Origin of the sequence: Yersinia alsatica, assembly GCF_025133195.1 — a bacterium.
Lineage (GTDB): Bacteria > Pseudomonadota > Gammaproteobacteria > Enterobacterales > Enterobacteriaceae > Yersinia > Yersinia alsatica.
In genome coordinates this window covers 1,611,316-1,635,385 of record NZ_CP104006.1, presented here as the reverse complement: position 1 = coordinate 1,635,385, position 24,070 = coordinate 1,611,316, and the positions used below count along the sequence as shown (strand labels likewise).

Sequence of the window (24,070 nt, the reverse complement as noted above, 5' to 3'; positions counted from 1 at the left end):
TAAGTGGCTGAAGTAAGTGAAGGAAAGACACCGCACCAGCAACTTGAAGTTAACGGGGATATTTTTCATCAATATATGGCTCGTAAGATGAAGAAAATTTTAGCTTTGCTGGTAATTGCACCATTATTAGTGTCTTGCTCAGGCAATAAAAATCAGGCAGAAAACGAAGCCTTTATCAAAGACACTAACGGTTTTGAGATTTTAATGGGCCAATTTGCCCATAACATTGAAAATATTTGGGGATTAAAAGAAGTCCTAATCGCGGGTCCAAAAGATTACGTGAAGTATACGGATCAATATCAAACTCGCAGCCATATCAACTTTGATGCCGGTACCATTACGGTTGAAACTATTGCCACGACTGATCCGGCGGCTCACTTACGTCAGGCCATTATTACCACATTATTGATGGGTGATGATCCCGGTTCGATCGATCTCTACTCTGATGCTAACGATATCCAGATCAGTAAAGAGCCGTTCCTGTATGGGCAGGTGCTGGATAACAATGGCGAACCTATTCGCTGGGAATGGCGAGCAGCACATTTCGCCGATTATTTATTACAAACCAAAATGCAAAAACGCACGTCTGGATTGCATGTTATCTGGTCGGTAACCTTGCAATTAGTGCCAAACCATTTGGATAAACGCGCTCATAAATATCTGCCACTGGTACGGCAATCCGCCGAGAGGTATGGGGTGGAAGAGTCATTGATTCTGGCTATTATGCAAACAGAGTCGAGCTTTAACCCATATGCTGTGAGTGGCTCTGATGCGCTGGGTCTAATGCAGGTTGTTCAGCATACTGCCGGACGAGATGTCTTCAAATTGAAAGGTAAAAGCGGTCAGCCAAGCCGTAATTATCTATTTGATCCTGCAAATAATATCGATGCTGGCACTGCTTATTTGGCAATCCTGCAAAATACCTATTTGGGCGGCATTCAAAATGCTACCTCACGGCGTTATGCTGTCATTACCTCTTATAATGGCGGGGCAGGTAGCGTGTTGCGGGTATTCTCCAGCGATAAGAATCAGGCGGTGAATATTATCAACAATATGGCTCCAGGAGATGTATTCCAAACGCTGACCACTAAACATCCATCCGGTGAGTCTCGCCGTTATCTGGTGAAAGTGAATAGCGCGCAGAAGAGTTATCGCCGTCACTAAGTTTGTTGGTACTGAGAAGTCATATAAAAATGGCACAGTTCGCTGTGCCATTTTTTGTAATTAGCTCATTCGAATAACAATCATTCTCAATAAAGTATTATAGTCATACCCACAATCCCATTACTTACACCGGCAGGCTGAATAAATGGACTTCGGACTTACCGTTTTCGAGATGGTGGTAATCTTCTCCACCATGGTCATCGCCTATATTATCTTTGGCCTCACCGGATTTGGCTCTGCACTGATTGCCAGCCCAGTATTAGCACTATTTATTCCCGTGGCTAAAATTGTCCCTTTACTGGCAATTGTCGATATGTTTGCAGCTATTACTAATGTGGCGCGCCATAGCCGCCACGCGGATATAGCAGAGCTTAAGCGGCTAGTGCCCTTAATGATTATTGGCAGCTTGATTGGCGCGACTGTACTGCTGCGCACCCGGCCAGATATTTTGCTATTAGCATTGGGTGTATTTGTCATCCTGTATGCGATTTACTCCCTTAGCCGACGCAAACCCCAAGGGCAATTCAAGCCTATTGCAGCCATTCCTTTTGGCCTAATTGGCGGTATCTTCAGCGCATTATTTGGCAGTGGCGGGTTTATCTATGCCATCTATTTATCCGGACGGATAGCCAGCAAAGACAATTTACGGATCACTCAGACGACACTTATCGGCCTAAGCACCCTAACCAGAGTCATTTTATTTACTCTGGCCGGAGTCTATATGGATTTGTCGATCCTATGGATGGTTTTACTGCTAGTACCGGGGATGTTAGTCGGCTTGGTCATTGCCAATAAAATTAGTTTAGGGCTCAGTCGCGATCAGCTCATTCGCATAATAAATATCTTATTGCTGATTTCCGGCACTGTCTTGCTGGCACGTTATTTCGGTTACTGATAAACCTCATAGTCATCTTTATATTGAGACAGCCGACATGCTCGTCAGCTGTCTATTTTTATTCAGATCACTTGATGACGTAACCAAAAATACGCCGCCACTCCACATCACCTTTTTCAATATAAACACCCTGCAGTTCTGGTGAAAAGCCGGGTAACAAGTTGATGCCCTCTTCTAACGCCAAGAAATAGCGCTGCACTGCCCCACCCCATACTTCTCCAGGCACGACACACAGCACCCCCGGTGGATAAGGTAAAGCCCCTTCTGCAGCAATGCGCCCTTCCGTCTCGGCAATAGGAACCAGTTCGATGTTATCGCGAACAAATTGGATATTGGCATCTTGTGGGTTCATGACCACCGTCGGGAAACCCGCTTTTCTAAACATATCTTTTTGTAATTGCTTAACATCATAACTGACATACAGGTCATGCATCTCTTGGCATAACTGACGCAAAGTATAGCCGCGATAGCGCCCTTCATTCTTACGGTATATGGTCGGCAATACATCACACAACAGTGCATCTTGTTCAATATAGCGCTCAAATTGAACTAACATATCAACTAGATGCGCCATTTTGGCTGGATTCTCTGCCGGGGTCAGTAGGAATAGGATCGAATTAAGATCGCATTTTTCCGGCACAATACCATTCTCACGCAGGAAGGTAGCCAATATTGCCGCTGGCACACCAAACTTAGTATATTGACCACTGCTGGCATCAATGCCCGGCGTCGTCAGCAACAACTTACAAGGATCGACCAGATATTGATCTTGGTTATAACCTTCAAATCCGTGCCAACGTTCATTCGGCACAAAATTAAAGAAGCGAGCATCATTAGCAATAATCTCAGTATCGTAGTCTTGCCAATTCTTACCACCCACTGTCGGTGGAATAAATGGCCGCAACATTGAGCAGCGTTCTAATAATGATTTACGCGTTTCAATACCAAGTTTTACACAATCCATCCACATACGGCGGCCACTGTCACCAGAATGTATTTTGGCGTTGACATCCAGTGCCGCAAATAATGGATAGAATGGGCTGGTCGATGCGTGCAGCATAAACGCATTATTAAAACGCTTATGGTTGCAGTGGCGTTTTTGCCCTTTGATGTGGTTATCTTTTTTATGCACCTGTGACGTTTGTGAGAAGCCAGCCTGCTGCTTATGCACTGACTGAGTCACAATAATCCCAGGATCATTTTCATTTAATTCCAACAACAGTGGCGAGAAATCCTTCATCATCGGAATAAATTGCTCGTAGCCTACCCAGGCAGAATCAAACAAAATGTAGTCACATAAATGACCAATACTATCAACCACCTGACGCGCGTTATATACCGTGCCGTCATAGGTACCTAATTGGATGATTGCCAATCTGAATGGCCGTGCATCATCTGCACGTTCAGGTGCCACTTCGCGCAACTGTTGGCGTAAATAGCGCTCATCAAAGCAATGAGCATCAATGCCACCAATAAATCCAAATGGGTTACGGGCTGTTTCCAAATAGACAGGTGTTGCCCCGGCTTGAATCAGCGCACCATGATGGTTGGATTTATGGTTATTACGATCGAACAACACCAAATCACCACGGGTCAACAAGGCGTTAGTGACAACCTTATTAGCCGATGAAGTCCCATTCAGAACAAAATAGGTTTTATCTGCATTAAAGACCTTCGCTGCATATTTTTGTGCCTCTTTTGCCGCCCCTTCATGAATCAGTAAATCGCCTAATTTGACATCGGCGTTACACATATCTGAGCGGAAAATTGTCTCGCCATAGAATTCAAAAAATTGGCGACCAGCCGGATGCTTACGGAAGAACTCCCCCCCCTGATGCCCTGGGCAGGCAAAAGTTGAATTTTGCATCTCAACATATTTTTTTAATGTTGAGAAAAAAGGCGGCAATAGGTTTTTTTGATATTCACTGGCAGCAGCTTCTACCTGAGCGTTGTAAAACGCTTTATTTGCCTCGCCGAGGGTAATGACACCTTTAATTAGGGGCAAGTAATCCGCTGATACCGTCTGTTCAGCGGTAACAGCAACAAAAGTAGGGATAGCAAAGCCCAAATCATTCAGCTTTGACAATAGACCGGCATTGGCATCTTCAACCGACATCACCACTGCAGCAACATCGGTAAAATCGGTCTGATTGAGGTATACCACTCCCCGCTGACTTTCTACATAAGAAGCCAAACGAGCGCTTGTTGCTATTTTTAACTGTGTCATGTCACTTACTCTCAAACGGTCAGGTATGAGGCTGCCACTTTGGCATATAGATGACATCACACAATATGGGGAAACTTATGTGATGCCGGCAAATTGATATCTTTAACGCGCACTTTTCCAAGCTAAAATAACAGCCGGAATTAATGAGTGGACTGGTCTCAGCATCGACCAATAGACATCAGTAAAATCAGAGGTCAGCTCTATTTTTAATAATGCCTAACAGTGAGCAACAAGTAGCCTTACCGCATGGAGGGGATAAGAGACTTAGCAGAAGTGACACAGAGGAAACAGTGCCTGAGGCGTTTGATATGCATTGGATAGTGTAAAACTGCCATAACCGCCTCCTGCTTAAACTCTTGAAATGATATGGACTAGAGGAATGAATAGTAACGCTAAATTCGCGCAATAATTGCATGTTTCCGGAGGCTATTCAACCCTTAGGAATCAATAAAAATGCACATTTAGTGAATATCTAAGCTATTGTTATCTAACAAACTGTAAAATAAAAAATCTATAAATCAAATAGATGAAACATTGAATTACAGTGCAAAAATAAACATCCCAACAGTTTTTTAGCTATTTTTGCATGAAAAGAGAGCAACTGATCGCCAATCTATGAGAAACTCATTGACGATTTGGTGCCAATACGGTTTAATGCGCCCCGTTGCCCGGATAGCTCAGTCGGTAGAGCAGGGGATTGAAAATCCCCGTGTCCTTGGTTCGATTCCGAGTCCGGGCACCATATTCAGAGAAACCAGCTTAATAGCTGGTTTTTTGCTTTCTGACGTTTGGACTCTTCATCGAACACGTTCGATTATTCGCTCTGCAAGCAGCGCTCACCCCTGCGGGGCCGTCGCCAGCGACGTTCAATCCCGCTGCGCGGGTTGTCCGAGTCCGGGCACCATATTCAGAGAAACCAGCTTAATAGCTGGTTTTTTGCTTTCTGACGTTTGGACTCTTCATCGAACACGTTCGATTATTCGCTCTGCAAGCAGCGCTCACCCCTGTGGGGCCGTCGCCAGCGACGTTCAATCCCGCTGCGCGGGTTGTCCGAGTCCGGGCACCACTTTCAGAGAAACCAGCTTAATAGCTGGTTTTTTGCTTTCTGACGTTTGGACTCTTCATCGATATGCTCAAGAGTCGACTGAATGCTGACTGTAATGTTTAATCTCGCACACAAACTATTAGTTGGGGTTCTCAGTAGCACAACTTCACTGTTCTGTTTATCAGTCTTAATTTTAGTTAACTGCAAAAGTTTGTTATTTAACCTGCGAGGTTGCCTTATCAGCTGGTGGGATAACTCGAATTCTCGCAAATATAGTCATACAAACGCTGAGTATCTTCTAATGAACAAAGGCGAGTGCCGAGATTAAGTGTCGCCGCACTACCGGCAGCTACGCCAAAACGTACAATATCAAAAAGGTCAGCACCCTCTGCAAGTTTCAGTGTCATCGCGCCAACCATGCTGTCGCCGGCACCGACTGTACTCATCTTTTTCACTGGAGGAGGAACTATCTGTACACAATTATCACGATCAACGGCAAGTGCTCCCTGAGGCCCAAGCGATACGACAACCCGTTTAGCTGCACCGCGTTTGACCAATTCTTGAGCTGCATCGCGTACGTCATCAGGATGTATCAATGCTCGCCCTATAAGAGCTGATAGTTCATTCTGATTAGGTTTTACTAGTGCTAACCCTCCCAAATTCAAGCAGGCCTCTAATGCTTCACCAGAACTGTCAACGATACATAGCAACCCCATCGTTTGAGCCTGCTTGACCAGATAAATTAATTTATCAGTCGTAGTATCTGGCGGTAAACTGCCACTAATAACCAGAATCGATCCTGAAGGAATATGTTGTACTTGCCCCACAAGTAGATCAAATTCTGCATCACTCAGTCGTGCTCCTGGCATAACAAAACGATACTGTTCGCCACTATTATCTACATGGACATGCATGTTCTGCCGAGTCCAATCCTGTGTCTTCAGCGTTTCCGTATGAACACCTTCCTGATCAAGCAACTTTTTCAAGTGTTCACCTGTAGGACCACCAATAGGGAAAATAGCATTTGCTTGACCGCCAAGATAAACAACAGCGCGCGCAACATTAATCCCCCCACCTCCTGGCTCAAAAATAGGTGCGGTACAACGTAATTTTCCTTCAGGGTAGATTTTGGGGATCGTCGTTGCGCTATCTAGTGAAGGGGATAAAGTTAAAGTGAAAATCTGAGTCATAATAATACAACCTCCTTTTGGTTTTTACTTCGCCAATCCGACAAGTAACAATGGAAATTGTGTATTGGTAACATACTGATAACTATCACAACAATAATCATAAAGCTCAATTTCTTTATAAATTATTTGCTACAATTTTAGCCAGTATAGTGGCTACACTAAGTAAAGCACATAATATCGAGCTTTGTTTGGGTTGTACTATTTTCACTATTTTTACCGTCATCATGCTTATTTTGTATGACGATTACGCTGCATCTATGAGTAATTTAGGTTATAGATAGGATTATTATTAGTTTTGGATTTTTCTCTGAATAGAGGAAAATGAGCACAACAAGGTAGCTCTGAGATAGAAACAAGGAGGATATAAAATGTATGAATCGAGAAATATGCCGTTGATTTCTTTTAGGGCTTTTTTAAAGCGAATACTGTTACACTTCGGTGGCGCTGTACTGCTAGTGATATTCACCCTGTTTATAGGCATGGTAGGACATATACTCTTTGACGAGAATATAGGTTGGCATGACGCGACATTAAATAGCGCATTCATCGCAAATGGTATTGGTCCCTACATTATGCCGCAGAGTATTGCGGGCAAGATTTTTTTTGCCTTTTACGGTATGTTTACAAGCCTGGTTTTTATGACCACATTGGGGCTAGTCTTGGCCCCGGTGGCGCATCGAGTGTTACATAAGTTTCATTTAGATGATAATCAAGACTAATACCATGATAGGTGGCGGTAAGGCTCTAGGTAAAATTAACATAACTAAGTCAGCGTTGTGTTTTATTCAAGATGAAGGATAAAATGGCCTAGCAATATTTTATCACATACTATCTTCATGTCTGGATTAGATAAAGCCGCCTCTAATATTGGACATGAGGATTTATAAAGCATCAACATTATTCACAACTCTTATCATCTATATTTACTGGGTCAACATGTGTCATGACATTTAAAACACGATAGTTATTTAATACTGTATTTCTGGCAGCAACTGCAATGTCATGCCCTTTTTTTACCGATAAACGGCCATCAATCTCCAAATGGACATCAACAATAATTAAGTCACCCATTCTTCTTGTCTTCAGGTCATGAATACCTTCAATACCCTCAGTTGCCAATAATGTTGCCTTGATTTTATCTTCCGTTTCAGTGTCTACAGCCCTGTCCATTAAGTCGTGTAGTGAGTCTGACATAAATGAATAACCCATCTTGGCCACTATAAGGCCGACGATAAGAGCAGCAACCGGGTCAAGGAATTTAAAACCTAATAAATTACCGATGATCCCGAGAGCGACAACCAGAGATGAAGCCGCATCAGAACGTGCATGCCAGGCATTGGCGACCAACATGCTGGATTTGACCCGAGTGGCAACGGCCAGCATATAGCGAAAAAGCAGCTCTTTGAGAACCAGAGCAGCTAAGGCTACCCAAAGTGCAATAATGTGTACTTGGGGGATAGCTTCGGGGTGCTGAATTTTATTTACTGCAGACCAGAGCATCCCAATACCAACAACAAAGAGTATCGCTCCCAGAATTAGTGATGCTCCATTCTCATATCGATGATGACCATAATGGTGGTCATCATCAGCACCTTTTTTACTTTTATGATTTGCAATAAGCACAACAAAGTCTGCAACTAAATCAGATAGCGAATGAATGCCATCCGCAATAAGCCCCTGAGATCCAGAGAATATCCCGGTAATTATTTGTCCTAATACTAGAAAAAAATTAACAAATACACTTACCCACGTACTTTTGCGGGCTGCACGGAAACGCTCATGAGAATCACTATTAATATCATCGACAGTTTTATTTTCTTGCACTTGATTCTCCAAATAACAACAGACAGCAAATATTAACCAGATGATTGACATTATTAATTACTAAAAATAATTCTTTTTTAAGTCTGGGATTACTGTCCTAAGATGTCACATGTTTTTTAAGTTAAATTTATTTTGTTGTTTTAATAGTGAAATGTAAATACTGAATCAGCTTAATTTTTTCTTAAGCATTTATGATTATGCTTCTTATTATTAGTCATAAAGAGCGATGGTAAGAATATTAGTCTAAAGTTGGCTTCTGCAACGAGTTTCTCAGTAGGGGCAATGTTGCCCTTGTTTGTAGCGATAGTATCTTCGGCGAACTGGGCTTTTAGTTGTACTCACTTGTGCGGCAGAACCAAATTGACACATTCCTGCTTGAACTCATGGCTAAACGTTTTTCTTAGCATTCTCGCGTTGCGCATTATATCTCTAACAAAGTGCCCGGCATGATTAGATCATGACAATACTCAGTTCTGGGATATTTTCTCTCTCGGCTAAAAACCGCCTAAGATTGTGGTCTCAGAACAATGGAACAAGCGTATCTGTCGGCAGGATGGATAGATACCGTCGTTTCGAATGTTTCACCGTTATGATCAACATAACGACGGACAATTCTCAGGGCTGGTGAGCCGGATTCAACGCCAAGGACTTTGGCAATTTTCGGCGACACGCCGACGGCAGTAATCGTCTGACGAACCTCTTTGCTTTTTACGCCATAGTTTTTTTCAATCAGATCACTGATTAAGGCGTAGGGATCACTACGTACCAAGCGCCGTATTTTCTCGTAAATTGCGCTGGTGTAGCTGTCAGTCCAGCAAATTATTTGGGGATGGCACCGCAAATGGTGGATCGAGCTGTGAAATTCTCAACCCATCAGGGTTAATACGAAAGCGAAAGATTCAATTCTTTTATAAGGAGATGATTATGGCCCCGGCAATGCCGTCGGTCACCGCCAGATCGGGAGGAATTATCGTAGGTTTAGGTTTGGCCGCTTACCTGTTTGCGACCCAAGCCGTAAGCTGGAAAGACCTACTTAAAGATCAAGCTGCGTGGGATACCGTTATCTGGTTCAGTGTGATCATCAGCCTTGCTAGCGGCCTATCCAGCCTCCGTTTTATCAGTTGGATGACCACCAAACTTGAAACGACCATCAGCGGTTTTGGTGCAACAGCCATCGCGGCTGGAGCCCCACCAATGATGGTCGCTATTTGCTTCGGTATTTTCAGTAATCTGATGTGGGGAAATACTGAATATGGCGGCGGATCAGGCCCTATTTACTTTGCTCAGGGTTATTTTGAACGGCCACGTTTCTATAGAATCAATTTCTGTGTAGTGACCTTCAATGTCATTCTGATCTTTGTGGTCGGTCTCGCTTGGTGGAAATTGCTAGGATATTATTGAGCCCATAAGTAGAGCTGGCTATACAGATAAAGTGCCTGATTTACTCTATTGAATAGCTAGCCTAAAAAATGCCCATGATACAACTCAACCCTGATAGTCATTTTACAATGGATAACATTGTTCAATCGGGATTGAGTTCCTTTAGTAATCGACTATTTCTATAAATACAGGAACGTCAGAAAAATAGTGAGTAAGTGCAATGACGAATATAGTAACTTCCAGCAAAGTCTGATGATGAATGGACTGAATTCTAAATAAATTAGCTTGTGATAGTTATTAAACCAGCGCCGGTATTTATACGGCCTGGTTTTTTCACAATAGCTAGATAGGACTCAATCGATAACATGCATTTTTAAAGAAAAAATTCAACGTTCCCCTCCGTTAAAAATACCAATAATCACATTCCCTTCCATATCAAGCTACGAAAAATCATTCATTTAATATAAAACCGAGATTACAAATCCATTTTTTCCATTTAAGATTTTACTTGGATAGCGAAAAACCTTTATAACTGCCTTATATTGCTTATTTTTAAATTTTCATTTTTTTGTACTTTCAAGTAGTGCAACGGTTTAAAGATAGATTGTTGTTAAAGATACATTACTCTCTAAACAATACTTCAAACACATCACTTTTTAGACATAAATCACAGTTGTTAAATTCCATAACTCCCGAGTGAAATTACAGAATTCCCTTGCTATCACGGGGAGTCCAACATGACTATGAAACCTAATGTGTCTGTTTAATTTCATTCATTTCTGGAGCGATAGAATGACTTATTTTTCTGAAATAGCAGGTGTTTATTACGAAGGTGCCAAAACAAAAAAACCATTGGGTTTCCACCATCACAACCTAAATCTAATCTCAGAAAATAATATTTACTTCATAGGGTTTAGCTGCCAATCCAGCACTATCCGCTGTTCAAGAATGCCCAAAGGATTGCTGTTTCACTGCCATCCCTAAGATATTGGATTGAGTGCTTTCTTCATTGTCTTTTTTAGGCATGTGCTAGTTATGGCACAAAAAACGTGAAATATGCTGTGCGGATGGGATGAATAATCTATTTTTTGTTCCGGCAAAAGGAAATCATAATGAATACCGCCTTTGTACTCAGTACTAAAGATAAAATAGGTTATGGCCTGGGCGATATGGCAAGCGCTCTGGTCTGGCAAACTGCCACGCTGTTTTTAGCCTATTTCTACACCGATGTATTTGGGTTGCCAGCCGCGATTATGGGTACCATGTTTTTACTGGTGCGGGTGGTGGATGCCTTTATTGATCCCTGTATTGGCGCGCTAGTCGATCGCACCCAAACCAAGCATGGTCGCTTCCGTCCATGGCTATTATGGTTTGCTATTCCTTTCGGCGTCAGTTGCCTGATTACTTTTTATGTACCCGATGTTGGGCCCACAGCAAAAATTATTTATGCCTGTGTCACATACAGCCTGCTCAGTCTGGTCTATTCAGCGATTAATGTCCCTTATTGTGCCATGCCCGGCGCACTGACCCTGAATCCGCGTGAGCGGCATTCTATTCAATCCTGGCGTTTTGCTCTGTCATTTATTGGTGGCCTAATTGTTACCGTGATTGCTTTGCCACTGGTGGACTGGTTGGGAAACGGCAATGCGCAGAAAGGGTATTTCTACGCCATGAGTCTGATGGGGTTGCTTGGGGTGGTATTATTTTACTGCTGCTTTGCCATGACTCGGGAGCGATATTCTCCGCGTAATGATACTTCTGGCTCAATGCTGAGTGATTTAAAACTGCTGACAAAAAATAGTCAGTGGCGCATTATTTTTCTGTTTAATATCCTGCTGTTAACCGCAGTAGTGACTCGCGGCTCGGCGACAATGTATTACGTAAAATATGTTCTGTTACGCCCAGATTTAGTGTTCATGTTTATTGTGTCCGGCATGGTGGCTTCTCTCTTGGGGGCATTACTTTCCGAACGCCTGCTAGGTAAATTTGACCGGGTGCGGGCCTATCAATGGACGATTGTGAGTTTTGTGTTTTTTGCCAGCGCGATATTCTTTATTCCCCCTTCATCAGTATGGGTTATCTTAGCCATCAATATCGTATTTAGCTTTATTCAGAACCTTACCACACCGCTACAGTGGACAATGTTCTCTGACGTCGTGGACTACGAAGAGCACCGCACTGGCCGCCGTTTGGACGGGCTAGTATTTTCTACCGCACTGTTCGCCATTAAATTCGGCTTGGCACTTGGCGGGGCAGTAGTCGGCTGGGTGTTAGGTCTGGTGAACTATGTCCCCGGCGAGGTTTCGCAATCTGCCAGTGTACTGACCACCATCAACGTCTTATTCACGCTCATTCCTTCAGCACTATTTATCGCCATGGCCTTGCTGCTGTTTGCTTATAAACTGAATAGCCGTCTGGTCGCAAATATTGCCAACGAACTGGCTGTTAAACGCCAAAGCAGCAATGGTGCGCCGTCTCTGGCCCCGGCAACACAGGAGTAATTCATGACTGTTATTTATAAGGATGCCCAGTATCCGATTAGTGAACGCGTTACCGATCTGTTGTCGCGCATGACCGATGAAGAAAAGTTCGCCCAGATGCATGCTTTCTGGCTGATACTTTCCGCTGATGGGTTGCATAAAGAGCGCACCGATATGAGTGATGAGTTTTCTGGTGCCGGCGCGCAGGCCTCCCTACAGGAACGTATAAAACTGGGTATCGGGCAAATTACTCGCCCACTGGGAACACATATTGTTGATGCCCGAGAAGGCGTGCGCGCCGCGAATAAATTGCAACGGACGCTCATTGAAGAGACACGTTTGGGGATCCCGGCGCTGTTTCACGAAGAGTGTCTGGTCGGATTATTATGTAAAGATGCCACGCTATTTCCTTCCTCACTAAACTATGGTTCTACCTGGGATCTGGAGCTTGTGGAGCGCGCCGCTGCGGCCATCGGGCAGGAAGCCCGTTCAACTGGATGTCATCAAGGGCTTGCCCCGGTGCTCGATGTTTCCCGCGATGTCCGTTGGGGGCGTACCGAAGAGACATTTGGGGAAGATCCTTGGTTAGTCGGAATGATGGCGACACATTATGTGAAAGGCCTACAGGGGAAGAAGCGAGACTTACTGGCCACTCTCAAACATTATGTTGGCCATTCCTTTAGTGAGGGCGCACGTAATCATGCGCCAGTGCACCTCGGTTTTTGCGAACTCAACGATACTTTTCTGCTGCCATTCGAAATGGCAGTAAAGCTGGCGAATGCTGGCTCAGTGATGCCGGCTTATCATGATATTGATAATCAACCAGGTCATTCGGATTCATTCCTGCTGACCACGGTGTTGCGTGAGCAATGGGGCTTTGATGGAATTATCGTGGCCGATTACGGCGGTGTTAGTCTGCTGCATCAACATCATGGTGTGTCGCACGATGCGGCGGAATCCGCAGCGCTGGCCTTTAATGCCGGTCTGGATGTGGAACTACCGAAAGATGACTGTGCCCGTCATTTGCGTGAAGCCGTCGATCGCGGCCTGATTAGCATGGCAAAAATCGATGAAATCGTTAGTCGCGTGCTGAAAGAAAAATTCAACCTCGGCCTATTTGAACATCCTTATGCCGATGAAAATGCAGTTGAATTACAAAGTGCTACCACCCGTCAAATCGCCCGCGATGTAGCAACTCGCTCAATAACACTGCTGGAAAATAATGGCATCCTGCCGCTAAAAGGTCAGCCACAGGTAGCGGTTATTGGCCCAACCGCCGATGACCCTTTGGCTCTGCTGAGTGGCTACAGTTTCCCGGTACATTTGATCATCAGCGATATGTTGGAGCAAACCACTCAGGTTACCACCCCGCTGCAAGCCATGCGTGAACAGCTTGGCAACGATAATGTTCATTACGCGAAAGGCTGCCATATTATTGAGAAACGTATGGCTGGCGCACCGGTATTCCCCGGCGACAGTAGCAACAAACCAATGCAAAGCTCGCCGGTTTCAACAGATACAAGTCTGATCCCAGAGGCCGTGCGTCTTGCAAGCCACAGTGATGTGGTCGTTCTGTGTGTGGGGGATCTCGCGGGTCTGTTCCAAAGCGGCACGGTTGGCGAAGGTTCGGATACCGATAGTTTGTCACTGCCAGGTGTTCAGCAACAACTACTCGATGAACTGGTGGCTACCGGCAAACCGGTGGTAGTGGTGATGACTGGCGGGCGGCCTTATAACCTCGGTGGACAAGAAGATCAGGTTGCAGCATTGCTGATGGCCTGGGCTCCAGGGCAAGAAGGTGGCTATGCCATTGCCGATATATTGACCGGCAAAGCTGAACCCGGTGGACGGTTGGTGGTATCGGTACCCAAAAGCGCCGGCGCCATGCCTTATTACTACAACCATAAGCTGAAAAGTGGTGGCACACCGTTTGCCTTCCATTTTGGGGCGCGTTATCCGTTTGGCTACGGTAAAACCTGGACAGAATTCGACTATGGACAGTTGGAGCAACTCAGTCACGAAGTGGTAAATGAAGGCGGTGAGGTCAAAGTCAGCTTGACTGTGACTAACCGCGGTGCACAACCGGGTAGTGAGGTTGTGCAGTTGTATGTGCATGACAAAGTGGCCTCAATGGTTCGTCCGGTACAAGAGTTAAAAGCTTTTCAGCGAGTTTATCTGGCACCGGGTGAATCTGCTCGATTAACATTCCACATTCCCACTGACATGCTCAGCTTTACACGGCGAGATGGCCAGCGCGTAGTGGAACCCGGTGAATTTGATATACGGGTTGGCGCTTCAAGTGATGATATCCGTAGTATTGGTTTGATTAAGGTAACAGGTGAAACTCGGGTATTGAGTGGCAACTGGCGCATGGTCAGTCACTGTATAAGTTAAGTTTCGTACTCCGGCAGAGACCCAACATCCTGTGGTGTTGGGTCAAATAGAATGATTCTCACGCCGAAAATTTATCCTCAAAGGGTTACTGGGATACCAAATTTGGAACAAAGTAAGTTGGCTACTTAATTGATTGGGTTAATACACTACCTGACTGATGGGTAGAATTAACATCGGTTGTAAAGAAGGAATTCCCAGCTTACTCAAAGCACTTCTCTTATAGTAACTGACGGTTTTGTTGCTTAACTGCAAGATAGTCGCAATGTTATTATTTGAGTTCCCTTGTAACAACAATCTCATTACCGTTTGTTCTCGTTTTGATAGTGGCAGATGGCGCTTACGATAAAAAAAACGTTTGGTCGGAGTGGCCTGGAAAAAGACATGTGTTAACCGATCGACAAAATGGCTAATCGGGGCTGCTTGCGCAATCATGGTATAAATAAGGTCGATGCCGTAAAAATAATGCTCTAATAGCCGGATATAAGATATATCGGCGATGATAACGACTCGACAAGTTGCTCGATTCTCCTGCAACCAATTGATGATTAAGCCAAAGGTATTAGTGTAACAATAATCGTAACCATACAGACTTAAAACGACCATATGAGTAGAAGGGAAACGAACCAAATTATCATAAACATCATTCAGTGATTCCGCATGATCAACAATATTAACTGGCTCCATAGCTAATACATTGCTTAAAATATCTTTCATACTGAAACGAGTAAATTGACAGGCATGTTGAATAATAACTTGTTTCTCTTCCATAGAATTAATCCCTATTGATATTTAAAATACAACGTTACTAAATCTTAGTATTGAATGTCATCGTTACGTTTAAAAAACAAATAGATCAACAAGATAATGGCAACTGCAAGGATAAGTGATGACCACAATAAAGTAGCAATCAGTGGACCATAAACATCTTCAAAAAAGGCAATGCCAAAATAAGAGGAATATAGATATCTAACTAAGTCAGGCACAAATTCGACACTAAGCAAAGAAATAAAGCAAAACAACCACGAAAACCAGAAAATATAAAAAAATAAAGCACCAGCCATTTTCATGATATTTTCCTCAATGTGTGTTGAGTATTATTTTCCATCTTGGTTTTGATGGATTAAATCATCTAGCAATAACCTCACCCAGCCACTTATTTAAGTAAGTGACTGGGCGTTTATTAGTTGCCGCTATCTTGCAACCCTGAGCTTATCGATATAATTAATTTGTAAAGATTGTGGTAAATGAAACACCCGTAATATAAGTCATACCACCACTATGAGTACGTGAATATGCTGTATATCCTTGAAGAGTATATCCATTCTCAACATTGAAGGTTACCGTTGTATTCCCTGCCGCTCCCTTCCCACAACTGACGCTTGAACCGCCTGACATGTTAAACACTATTTTTGTCAAATAGATATCACTTCCACCATATGCCCATTGACCATACGTCACATCAACACTAACCACTTCATCCATATTCCCTACAACTTTGAGATCTCCTCCAGTACCACCAGATGAGGCGGTCGTCCACATGTCATCAACAATATCACCACACCTCATATTTATCGTATACCCTCCCTCAGGGCTAATGAGGTTAAGCTGCGGCGTATTAGCACCAGCATTTCCAAATAGGCCGCTAGATATTTGTGGGAATACTGTAAGAGTCCCTTGCTCCTCAAAATCGACGTGATTGTACTGGCCTCGGCCAGTGATAATTGAACTTGAACCACCTACTACTGCTGCTAACCCTGTAGCCATTCCACTTGACGTAATTGAAACAATACTACTGTTGCTTGTACCCCAGACAATAGATGCATTCGAACTCGTAAGTATTACGATTTCAGCCGTATCTGTTGTTGTCGCCGTAATACTGAATTGCACGGTAGCATCTTTGGCTATATTTTTAGATATCGGATCAATCTTGAATGTATAACTATAAAAACTCACTGTCGTGTTGGCATCAACAGGTGATTGGCTACCTGCATCAAACACTGCAGAGATCATAACGCTATTGACCAGTACTTGATTGCTTCTTACCTGTACGGTTGCGAGCCCATTCCCGTCAGTGACGGTACTTTCAACAACATTGCCACCAGAATCAGAAAGGATTACGCCATTATTCCCGCTATCCTGGAACCATTTCACCGGTACTCCTGGAACTGGATTGTTCGTATCATCCAGAACAGTTGCGGTGAAAGTAAATACATCCGTATTATTTGCTACCTTACGGATTCCACTCCCGTCTAAACGCACTGAGCGCACTGCCGCCGTGGCCTCATCCACAATAAAGGTCGAGGTTTTGGCTACAGTGGTATAAGTACCCACCTTCGCGGTCACCGTGTTGCCCCCGGCTATCCGACTCACCAGTCCCGCTGTCGCTATCCCACTACTGTCAGTGTTTACTGTCAGGCTGGTCTGGCTGATCCCATCAAAGGTTGCGCCGCCGGTCACCGTGAAGATCACATCCACATTCGGCACCACATTGCCATTGCCATCCTTCACTGTGGCACTCAACCCATTGATGGAGCTGTTGTTCGCCACTGCGCCGCTGTCCACTGCAAAGTCGGTGCTGCCAATCTCTGCCGTAGCCTCATCCGCGATAAAGGTCGAAGTTTTGGCTACGGTGGTATAAGTACCCACTGTCGCGGTCACCGCGTTGCCTCCGGCTATCCGACTCACCAGTCCCGCTGTCGCTATCCCGCTACTGTCGGTGTTTACTGTCAGGCTGGTCTGGCTGGCACCATCAAAGGTCGCACCGCCGGTCACCGTGAAGATCACATCCACATTCGGCACCACATTGCCATTACCATCCTTCACCGTGGCACTCAGCCTATTGGTGGCGCTGTTATTCGCCACCGCGCCGCTGTCCACCGCAAAGTCGGTGCTGCCAATCTCTGCCGTAGCCTCATCCGCGATAAAGGTGGAAGTTTTAGCGGCAGTGGTATTGGTTCCTACAGTGGCGGTGACTGCATGAGCACCCGCTACCAGACTCACCAGTCCCGCGGTCGCTACCCCGCTACTGTCAGTGTTTACTGTCAGGCTGGTCTGGCTGATCCCATCAAAGGTTGCGCCGCCGGTCACCACAAAAGTGACACTCACATTTGGCACCGCATTGCCATTACCATCCTTCACTGTGGCACTCAGCCCATTGGTGCTTGTGTTGTTAGCAACTGCCCCGCTGGCGACACTAAAGTCGGTGCTGCCAATCTCTGCCGTAGCCTCATCCGCGATAAAGGTCGAGGTTTTAGCGGCGGTGGTATTTGTTCCTACAGTGGCGGTGACTGCATGAGCACCCGCTACCAGACTCACCACTCCCGCAGTCGCTACCCCGCTACTGTCAGTGTTTACTGTCAGGCTGGTCTGGCTGATCCCATCAAAGGTTGCGCCGCCGGTCACCGTGAAGATCACATCCACATTCAGCACCACATTGCCATTGCCATCCTTCACTGTGGCACTCAGTGCATTGGTGGCACTGTTATTAGCCACTGCGCCGCTGGCGACACTAAAGTCGGTCTCCATAATCACTGCGGTGGTTTCATCGGCGATAAAAGTCGAGTTCTTCGGTACTGTGACATTGCTTCCCACTGCGGCCGTTACCGGATGATCCCCCGCCACCAGACTCACCAGCTCGGCGGTGGCTACACCGCTGTTATTGGTGGTCGCGGTCAGGCTGGTCTGGCTGGCACCATCAAAGGTCGCCCCACCGGTGACGACAAAAGTGACACTCACATTCGGCACCGCATTGCCATTACCATCCTTCACTGTGGCACTCAGTGCATTGGTGGCACTGTTGTTAGCCACTGCCCCGCTGGCGACACTGAAGTCGGTCTCCATAATCACTGCGGTGGTTTCATCGGCGATAAAAGTCGAGTTCTTCGGTACTGTGACATTGCTTCCCACTGCAGCCGTTACCGGATGATCCCCCGCCACCAGACTCACCAGCTCGGCGGTTGCCACCCCGCTGTTATTGGTGGTCGCGGTCAGGCTGGTCTGGGTGCCACCGGCAAAGGTCGCTCCGCCGGTCACCACAAAAGTGACACTCACATTCGGCACCGTATTGCCTCCGGTATCTTTCACCGTGACACTCAGCGCATTGGTGCTTGTGTTGTTAGCCACCGCCCCGCTGGCGACACTAAAGTCGGTCTCCGTAATCTCTGCGGTAGTTTCATCGGCGATAAAGGTTGAATTTTTCGGTACTGTGACATTGCTTCCCACTGTCGCCGTTACCGGGTGATCGCCCGCCACCAGACTCACCAGTGCCGCTGTCGCCACCCCGCTATTATTGGTGGTCGCGGTCAGGCTGGTCTGGGTACCACCGGCAAAGGTCGCCCCACCAGTGACGACAAAAGTAACACTCACATTTGGCACCGCATTGCCATTACCATCCTTCACTGTGGCACTCAGTGCATTGGTGGCACTGTTGTTAGCCACTGCCCCGCTGGCGACACTGAAGTCGGTCTCCATAATCACTGCGGTGGTTTCATCGGCGATAAAAGTCGAGTTCTTCGGTACTGTGACATTGCTTCCCACTGCAGCCGTTACCGGATGATCCCCCGCCACCAGACTCACCAGCTCGGCGGTTGCCACCCCGCTGTTATTGGTGGTCGCGGTCAGGCTGGTCTGGGTGCCACCGGCAAAGGTCGCTCCGCCGGTCACCACAAAAGTGACACTCACATTTGGCACATTATTACCCCCGGCATCTTTCACCGTGGCACTTAGCGCATTGGTGGCACTGCCATTAGCCACTGCCCCGCTGGCGACGCTGAAGTCGGCCGCCGCAATGACCGCGGTGGTCTCATCGGCGATAAAGGCCGAGTTTTTCGGTCCTGTGACATTGCTTCCTACCGCCGCCGTTACCGAATGTTCACCCGCCACCAGACTCACCAGTGCCGCTGTCGCCACCCCGCTGTTATTGGTGGTCGCGGTCAGGCTGGTCTGGGTGCCACCGGCAAAGGTCGCTCCGCCGGTCACCACAAAAGTGACACTCACATTTGGCACCGCATTGCCATTACCATCCTTCACCGTGGCACTCAGCGCATTGGTGCTTGTGTTATTTGCCACCGCTCCGCTGGCGACACTGAAGTCGGTCTCCGTAATCTCTGCGGTGGTTTCATCGGCGATAAAGGTCGAATTTTTCGGTACCGTAGTGCTGGATCCCACTGTCGCTGTTACCGGGTGATCGCCTGCCACCAGACTCACCAGCTCGGCAGTTGCCACCCCGCTGTTATTGGTGGTCGCGGTCAGACTGGTCTGGGTGCCACCGGCAAAGGTCGCCCCACCGGTGACGACAAAAGTGACACTCACATTCGGCACCGTATTGCCTCCGGCATCTTTCACCGTGACACTTAGCGCATTGGTGGCACTGTTGTTAGCCACTGCGCCGCTGGCGACACTAAAGTCGGTCTCCATAATCACTGCGGTGGTTTCATCGGCGATAAAGGTCGAGTTCTTCGGTACTGTGACATTGCCTCCCACTGCCGCCGTTACCGGGTGATCGCCCGCCACCAGACTCACCAGTGCCGCTGTCGCCACCCCGCTATTATTGGTGGTCGCGGTCAGACTGGTCTGGGTGCCACCGGCAAAGGTCGCTCCGCCGGTGACGACAAAAGTGACACTCACATTCGGCACCGTATTGCCTCCGGCATCTTTCACCGTGACACTCAGTGCATTGGTGGCACTGCCATTGGCGACTGCCCCGCTGGCGACGCTAAAGTCGGTCGCTGCAATCACTGCGGTAGTTTCATCGGCGATAAAGGCCGAGTTCTTCGGTCCTGTGACATTGCCTCCCACTGCCGCCGTTACCGAATGATCACCTGCCACCAGACTCACCAGTGCCGCTGTCGCCACCCCGCTATTATTGGTGGTCGCGGTCAGGCTGGTCTGGGTACCACCGGCAAAGGTCGCCCCACCGGTGACGACAAAAGTAACATTCACATTTGGCACCGCATTGCCATTACCATCCTTCACTGTGGCACTCAGCCCATTGGTGCTTGTGTTGTTAGCCACTGCCCCGCTGGCGACACTAAAGTCGGCCGCCGCAATGACCGCGGTGGCCTCATCCGCTATAAAGGTCGAATTTTTCGGTACTGTCGTGCTCGCCCCCACTGCGGCCGTTACCGAGTGATCACCCGCCACCAGGCTCACCAATTCGGCGGTGGCTACACCGCTGTTATTGGTGGTCGCGGTCAGGCTGGTCTGGGTGCTACCGGTAAAGGTCGCCCCACCGGTGACGACAAAAGTGACACTCACATTCGGCACCGTATTGCCTCCGGCATCTTTCACCGTGACACTTAGCGCATTGGTGCTTGTGTTGTTAGCCACCGCCCCGCTGGCAACACTAAAGTCGGTCGCCGCAATGACTGCGGTGGCCTCATCGGCGATAAAAGTCGAGTTTTTCGGTCCTGTAATATTGCTTCCTACCGCCGCCGTTACCGAATGATCACCTGCCACCAGACTCACCAGTGCCGCTGTCGCCACCCCGCTATTATTGGTGGTCACTACCAAACTGGTCTGGGTGCCACCGGCAAAGGTCGCTCCGCCGCTCACCACAAAAGTGACACTAACATTTGGCACCACATTGCCCCCGGCATCCTTCACCGTGGCACTTAGCGCATTGGTGCTTGTGTTGTTAGCCACTGCTCCGCTGGCGACGCTAAAGTCTGCCGCCGCAATCGCTGCGGTGCTCTCATCCGCAATAAAGGTTGAGTCTTGCGGTGCCGTGGTGTTGGTCCCCACGGCAGCTGTTACCGAATGCACGCCCGCCACCAAACTCACCAGCCGGGCTGTTGCTACCCCACTATTGTCGGTGGTCACGGACAGATGAGTCTGGGTACCACCGGCAAAGGTCGCTCCGCCGCTCACCACAAAAGTGACACTTACATTCGGCACCACATTGCCCCCAGCATCCTTCACCGTGGCACTTAACGCATTGGTGGCAGTGTTGTTAGCTAGCGCTCCGTTGGCGACGATGAAGTCTGTATCTGCAATCTCGGCTGTTGTCGCATCCGCCTTAAAAGTGGTGTTCACACTGGCATTACTACTATTTACCGTCGCCGTCACCACCGTGGTACCCGTCACAGTATTGGTCAACGTCATCGTGGCAATACCATCTGGCCCCGTACTTGCACTCGGGCTGGCCAAATTACCATTATCCACACTGAAGCTGACTACCTCGTTGGGAACGGGATTGCCATTTGCATCGGTGACCAAAACCTGCACCGCATTACGGTCACTGCCATTAGCGGTAGCATTATCAACCGTCACGGTTAGGTTGCCACTGACTATCTCTGCTGTGCCGCTATCGGCAATAAAGACCAATGGCGCTTGCGCACGATTGCCGTTATCCAATGCACCACGGATATGCCCGCCACCAGCTAGCGTACTTCTGATCGTAATATTCGCTTTGCCCTGATTATCCGTAACAGCATTCGGGGTCAATACATTACCCACGGTGGAATCAAAGACGATATTCATCCCTGCTAATGGAGTTGCTACCGTGCCGCTCGTATCAACCACGGTCGCAATATAGCTCACCGGAGCATTACCATCGGCAATCGCTATATGGCTGCCACCACTAAGAGTAAGAGAGATTTGTTGCGGTGATTCTTGCACCACAAGAGTAGTTGTTGCTGTATTGGAGCGATTACCACGCACATCATAAGCAACGGCACTAATCTGATAGTTGTTAGCGGTCTGGAGCTGTTGATAAGGTGGCAGAGTGACAGACGCGGACTCCATGGTCAGCGGTATGATTGATCCTCCCGCAGCAATTAATGCCGGGGCACTCCATTCCATTCTCTCTGCGCCATATTTGGCAGTGATATTACCTGTTAGCGGAAGATTGGTAATCGCATAAGCCGACAGGGTTTCCGGCAATACCAGTTTGATTAAATCCTGTTTCTCATATTGCATGACAATATTGTAATTGCGGTCAACAAGATCGTAGCGGCTGCCCATTAGGCTACGCATCAAGCCAACGGTGTTCTTATTAATTTGATCGATCCAGGGCACCCCAAAGCGGTAATTAAAGTTCAGGCCAAGTTGTAATTCGTTATTGGTATTTTGACCTTTCTTATGTGCCACATCGACCGTGAATAATGGAATTGGCGTGTAATTAACCCCCACAGTGAAAGCCGAAGGGGAATCGCCTAAATCACCCGGATTTGTGCTACCCGAATTCAGGGCGACACCTTTGCCAAAATATTTTTCATACATTAAACGGCCACCCAATTGTGGATAGCTGGGCAGATAAGCCTCCGCACGGACATCAAAACCATTAGCCGGACGTTCGTTATAATCTTCCATATTGGCCAGCACGGACTGATGCCAGTCAGTCAACCGGTAATAACCATTAGCAGAGAATTTAAGGTTGTCAGTCCAAGCTTCACCGCCCACCCCCAAACGACTATTTTTGCCGGTCAGGTCGTAATCATAAAAAGTGTTAACACCAAACATCCAACTGTCGCTGAAGCTTCGCACCCCAAGGCCGACGTTATTGGTCGTTCTTTCCCCGTTGTAACGCACACCTAACTGACCAAATAACAGATTATTTTGCGTTTCAGTTAATGGGATCAGCACATCGACATTACCGATACTGTTCGAATTGAGTTGCACTCTGGCATTACCATACTGACCTAGCCAGTCTGCTGCCGCTTGCGAGGCTAAACCAGAAGCGACGCCAGTGACGGCACTTTCTGCCGCCCGGCTGCTATTCTCGTTACCCATAATGCCCCAAAGCTGAGTCGCAGCACTGGCAACATTATCTTCTGTTACGGCAAACTTATTGTTCACGTCGATATCATTCTGAATACTGCCTAAATCAGGCAGCTCAATGATATTTTTAGATGTATCTTGCGGTATGAAAAGAGGTGTCGATGGAACATTCAAAGGGGCATCTGACGGTAAAGAAGGCACCAAAAATGGGTTGTCAGATAAAGGGTTATCGGATTGTCCACTGTGCTGAGGTTCCGTGGTGTTGGGCTCTGTCAGGATGTCTGACAAACGCATTCTCGCCATCTGCTCATCTAATTCATTAGCACGAGCAGACGCAGAGATGAGCGGAGTAAACGCAATCACAAGTGGCAGCATTAATTGCACTAATAAAGTATTTAGTGCGACCATCCGCATAAATGATTTATATGAATAGAAACCGTTCATAATAAATTCAAAGTTCCGATTTTTAATTGGCAATATAACTCTAACAATGCAGACATAGAGTCATTGCGTTAGCAACAAAAAGGCGAATATCATCATAGTGATACATATGATGAACTTGCCTATCCTTGTGGCCTAAAGTATGTATATCACTCAAAGGTGATTTAGTTACACGCACGCATGAAGAATAAGCTGTTTAGCCAGCCAAACAGCCCTAGTTACTCATAAAGTTAATTATCTTTCTGTATAGGAATAGCCAATGAACCCGCTTATCTGAAGCAGAGATAAAGTGCATTTAAAATAACACAATAG

12 protein-coding genes, 1 tRNA gene and 1 pseudogene are annotated in these 24,070 nt (G+C 46.8%); 7 read left to right on the top strand and 7 right to left on the bottom strand.

All coding sequences use genetic code 11. The annotated features are described in order from the left end of the window. Positions 1 to 87: 87 nt before the first annotated feature. Both mltC and N0H69_RS07095 read left to right on the top strand, forming a co-directional pair. Complete coding sequence (gene mltC, locus N0H69_RS07100; protein ID WP_050152299.1) at positions 88 to 1,164, top strand: membrane-bound lytic murein transglycosylase MltC; 1,077 nt, start codon at positions 88 to 90, stop codon at positions 1,162 to 1,164. Between the two features lie 145 nt (positions 1,165 to 1,309). Beyond that, positions 1,310 to 2,059, top strand: coding sequence for a sulfite exporter TauE/SafE family protein (locus N0H69_RS07095; RefSeq protein WP_050111216.1), 750 nt, complete (start codon positions 1,310 to 1,312; stop codon positions 2,057 to 2,059). Positions 2,060 to 2,126: 67 nt separating this feature from the next. Here N0H69_RS07095 and speF read toward each other — a convergent pair whose 3' ends face one another. After that, a complete protein-coding gene (gene speF / locus N0H69_RS07090) occupies positions 2,127 to 4,286 on the bottom strand; it encodes an ornithine decarboxylase SpeF (protein ID WP_050152296.1) in 2,160 nt (719 codons plus the stop codon). A gap of 666 nt (positions 4,287 to 4,952) precedes the next feature. Here speF and N0H69_RS07085 point away from each other — a divergent pair. After that, a tRNA-Phe gene (locus N0H69_RS07085) sits at positions 4,953 to 5,028 on the top strand. A 542-nt stretch (positions 5,029 to 5,570) separates the two neighbouring features. Here the strand turns inward: N0H69_RS07085 and pfkB are convergent. Beyond that, positions 5,571 to 6,521, bottom strand: coding sequence for a 6-phosphofructokinase II (pfkB, locus tag N0H69_RS07080; RefSeq protein ID WP_050111221.1), 951 nt, complete (start codon positions 6,519 to 6,521; stop codon positions 5,571 to 5,573). A 368-nt stretch (positions 6,522 to 6,889) separates the two neighbouring features. Here pfkB and N0H69_RS07075 point away from each other — a divergent pair, with 368 nt between their 5' ends. Beyond that, positions 6,890 to 7,240, top strand: a complete 351-nt coding sequence (locus tag N0H69_RS07075; protein ID WP_050124094.1) for a hypothetical protein — start codon at positions 6,890 to 6,892, stop codon at positions 7,238 to 7,240. A gap of 178 nt (positions 7,241 to 7,418) precedes the next feature. On the opposite strand, the gene N0H69_RS07070 is transcribed toward N0H69_RS07075, so the two are convergent. After that, on the bottom strand, positions 7,419 to 8,345 hold the full coding sequence (locus N0H69_RS07070; RefSeq protein ID WP_050111223.1) for a cation diffusion facilitator family transporter: 927 nt from the start codon (positions 8,343 to 8,345) through the stop codon (positions 7,419 to 7,421). A 505-nt stretch (positions 8,346 to 8,850) separates the two neighbouring features. Further along, complete coding sequence (locus N0H69_RS07065) at positions 8,851 to 9,114, bottom strand: UTRA domain-containing protein (protein WP_253272133.1); 264 nt, start codon at positions 9,112 to 9,114, stop codon at positions 8,851 to 8,853. A gap of 203 nt (positions 9,115 to 9,317) precedes the next feature. On the opposite strand from N0H69_RS07065, the pseudogene N0H69_RS07060 reads away from it, so the two are divergent. From N0H69_RS07060 to N0H69_RS07050, 3 genes and pseudogenes are all read left to right on the top strand, one after another. Continuing rightward, positions 9,318 to 9,746, top strand: a pseudogene (locus N0H69_RS07060) (anion permease); the annotation flags it as partial. Between the two features lie 1,091 nt (positions 9,747 to 10,837). Beyond that, a complete protein-coding gene (locus N0H69_RS07055; protein ID WP_050111225.1) occupies positions 10,838 to 12,226 on the top strand; it encodes an MFS transporter in 1,389 nt (462 codons plus the stop codon). 3 nt (positions 12,227 to 12,229) lie between these two features. After that, positions 12,230 to 14,599 (top strand): glycoside hydrolase family 3 N-terminal domain-containing protein, encoded by a 2,370-nt coding sequence (locus N0H69_RS07050; RefSeq protein ID WP_050111226.1) that lies wholly within the window; start codon positions 12,230 to 12,232, stop codon positions 14,597 to 14,599. A 138-nt stretch (positions 14,600 to 14,737) separates the two neighbouring features. Here N0H69_RS07050 and N0H69_RS07045 read toward each other — a convergent pair whose 3' ends face one another. The 3 genes from N0H69_RS07045 to N0H69_RS07035 all read right to left on the bottom strand — a co-directional run bounded on the left by N0H69_RS07045 (position 14,738) and on the right by N0H69_RS07035 (position 23,761). Next, entirely contained in the window at positions 14,738 to 15,367 is a 630-nt protein-coding gene (locus N0H69_RS07045) for a LuxR C-terminal-related transcriptional regulator (RefSeq protein ID WP_050111227.1), read from the bottom strand. Positions 15,368 to 15,411: 44 nt separating this feature from the next. Next, positions 15,412 to 15,666, bottom strand: coding sequence for a hypothetical protein (locus N0H69_RS07040; RefSeq protein ID WP_050111228.1), 255 nt, complete (start codon positions 15,664 to 15,666; stop codon positions 15,412 to 15,414). Between the two features lie 154 nt (positions 15,667 to 15,820). After that, positions 15,821 to 23,761 carry an Ig-like domain-containing protein gene (locus tag N0H69_RS07035; RefSeq protein WP_259705576.1) on the bottom strand — a complete coding sequence of 2,647 codons (7,941 nt, stop codon included), beginning with the start codon at positions 23,759 to 23,761 and terminating at the stop codon, positions 15,821 to 15,823. Between the last annotated feature and the right edge of the window lie 309 nt (positions 23,762 to 24,070).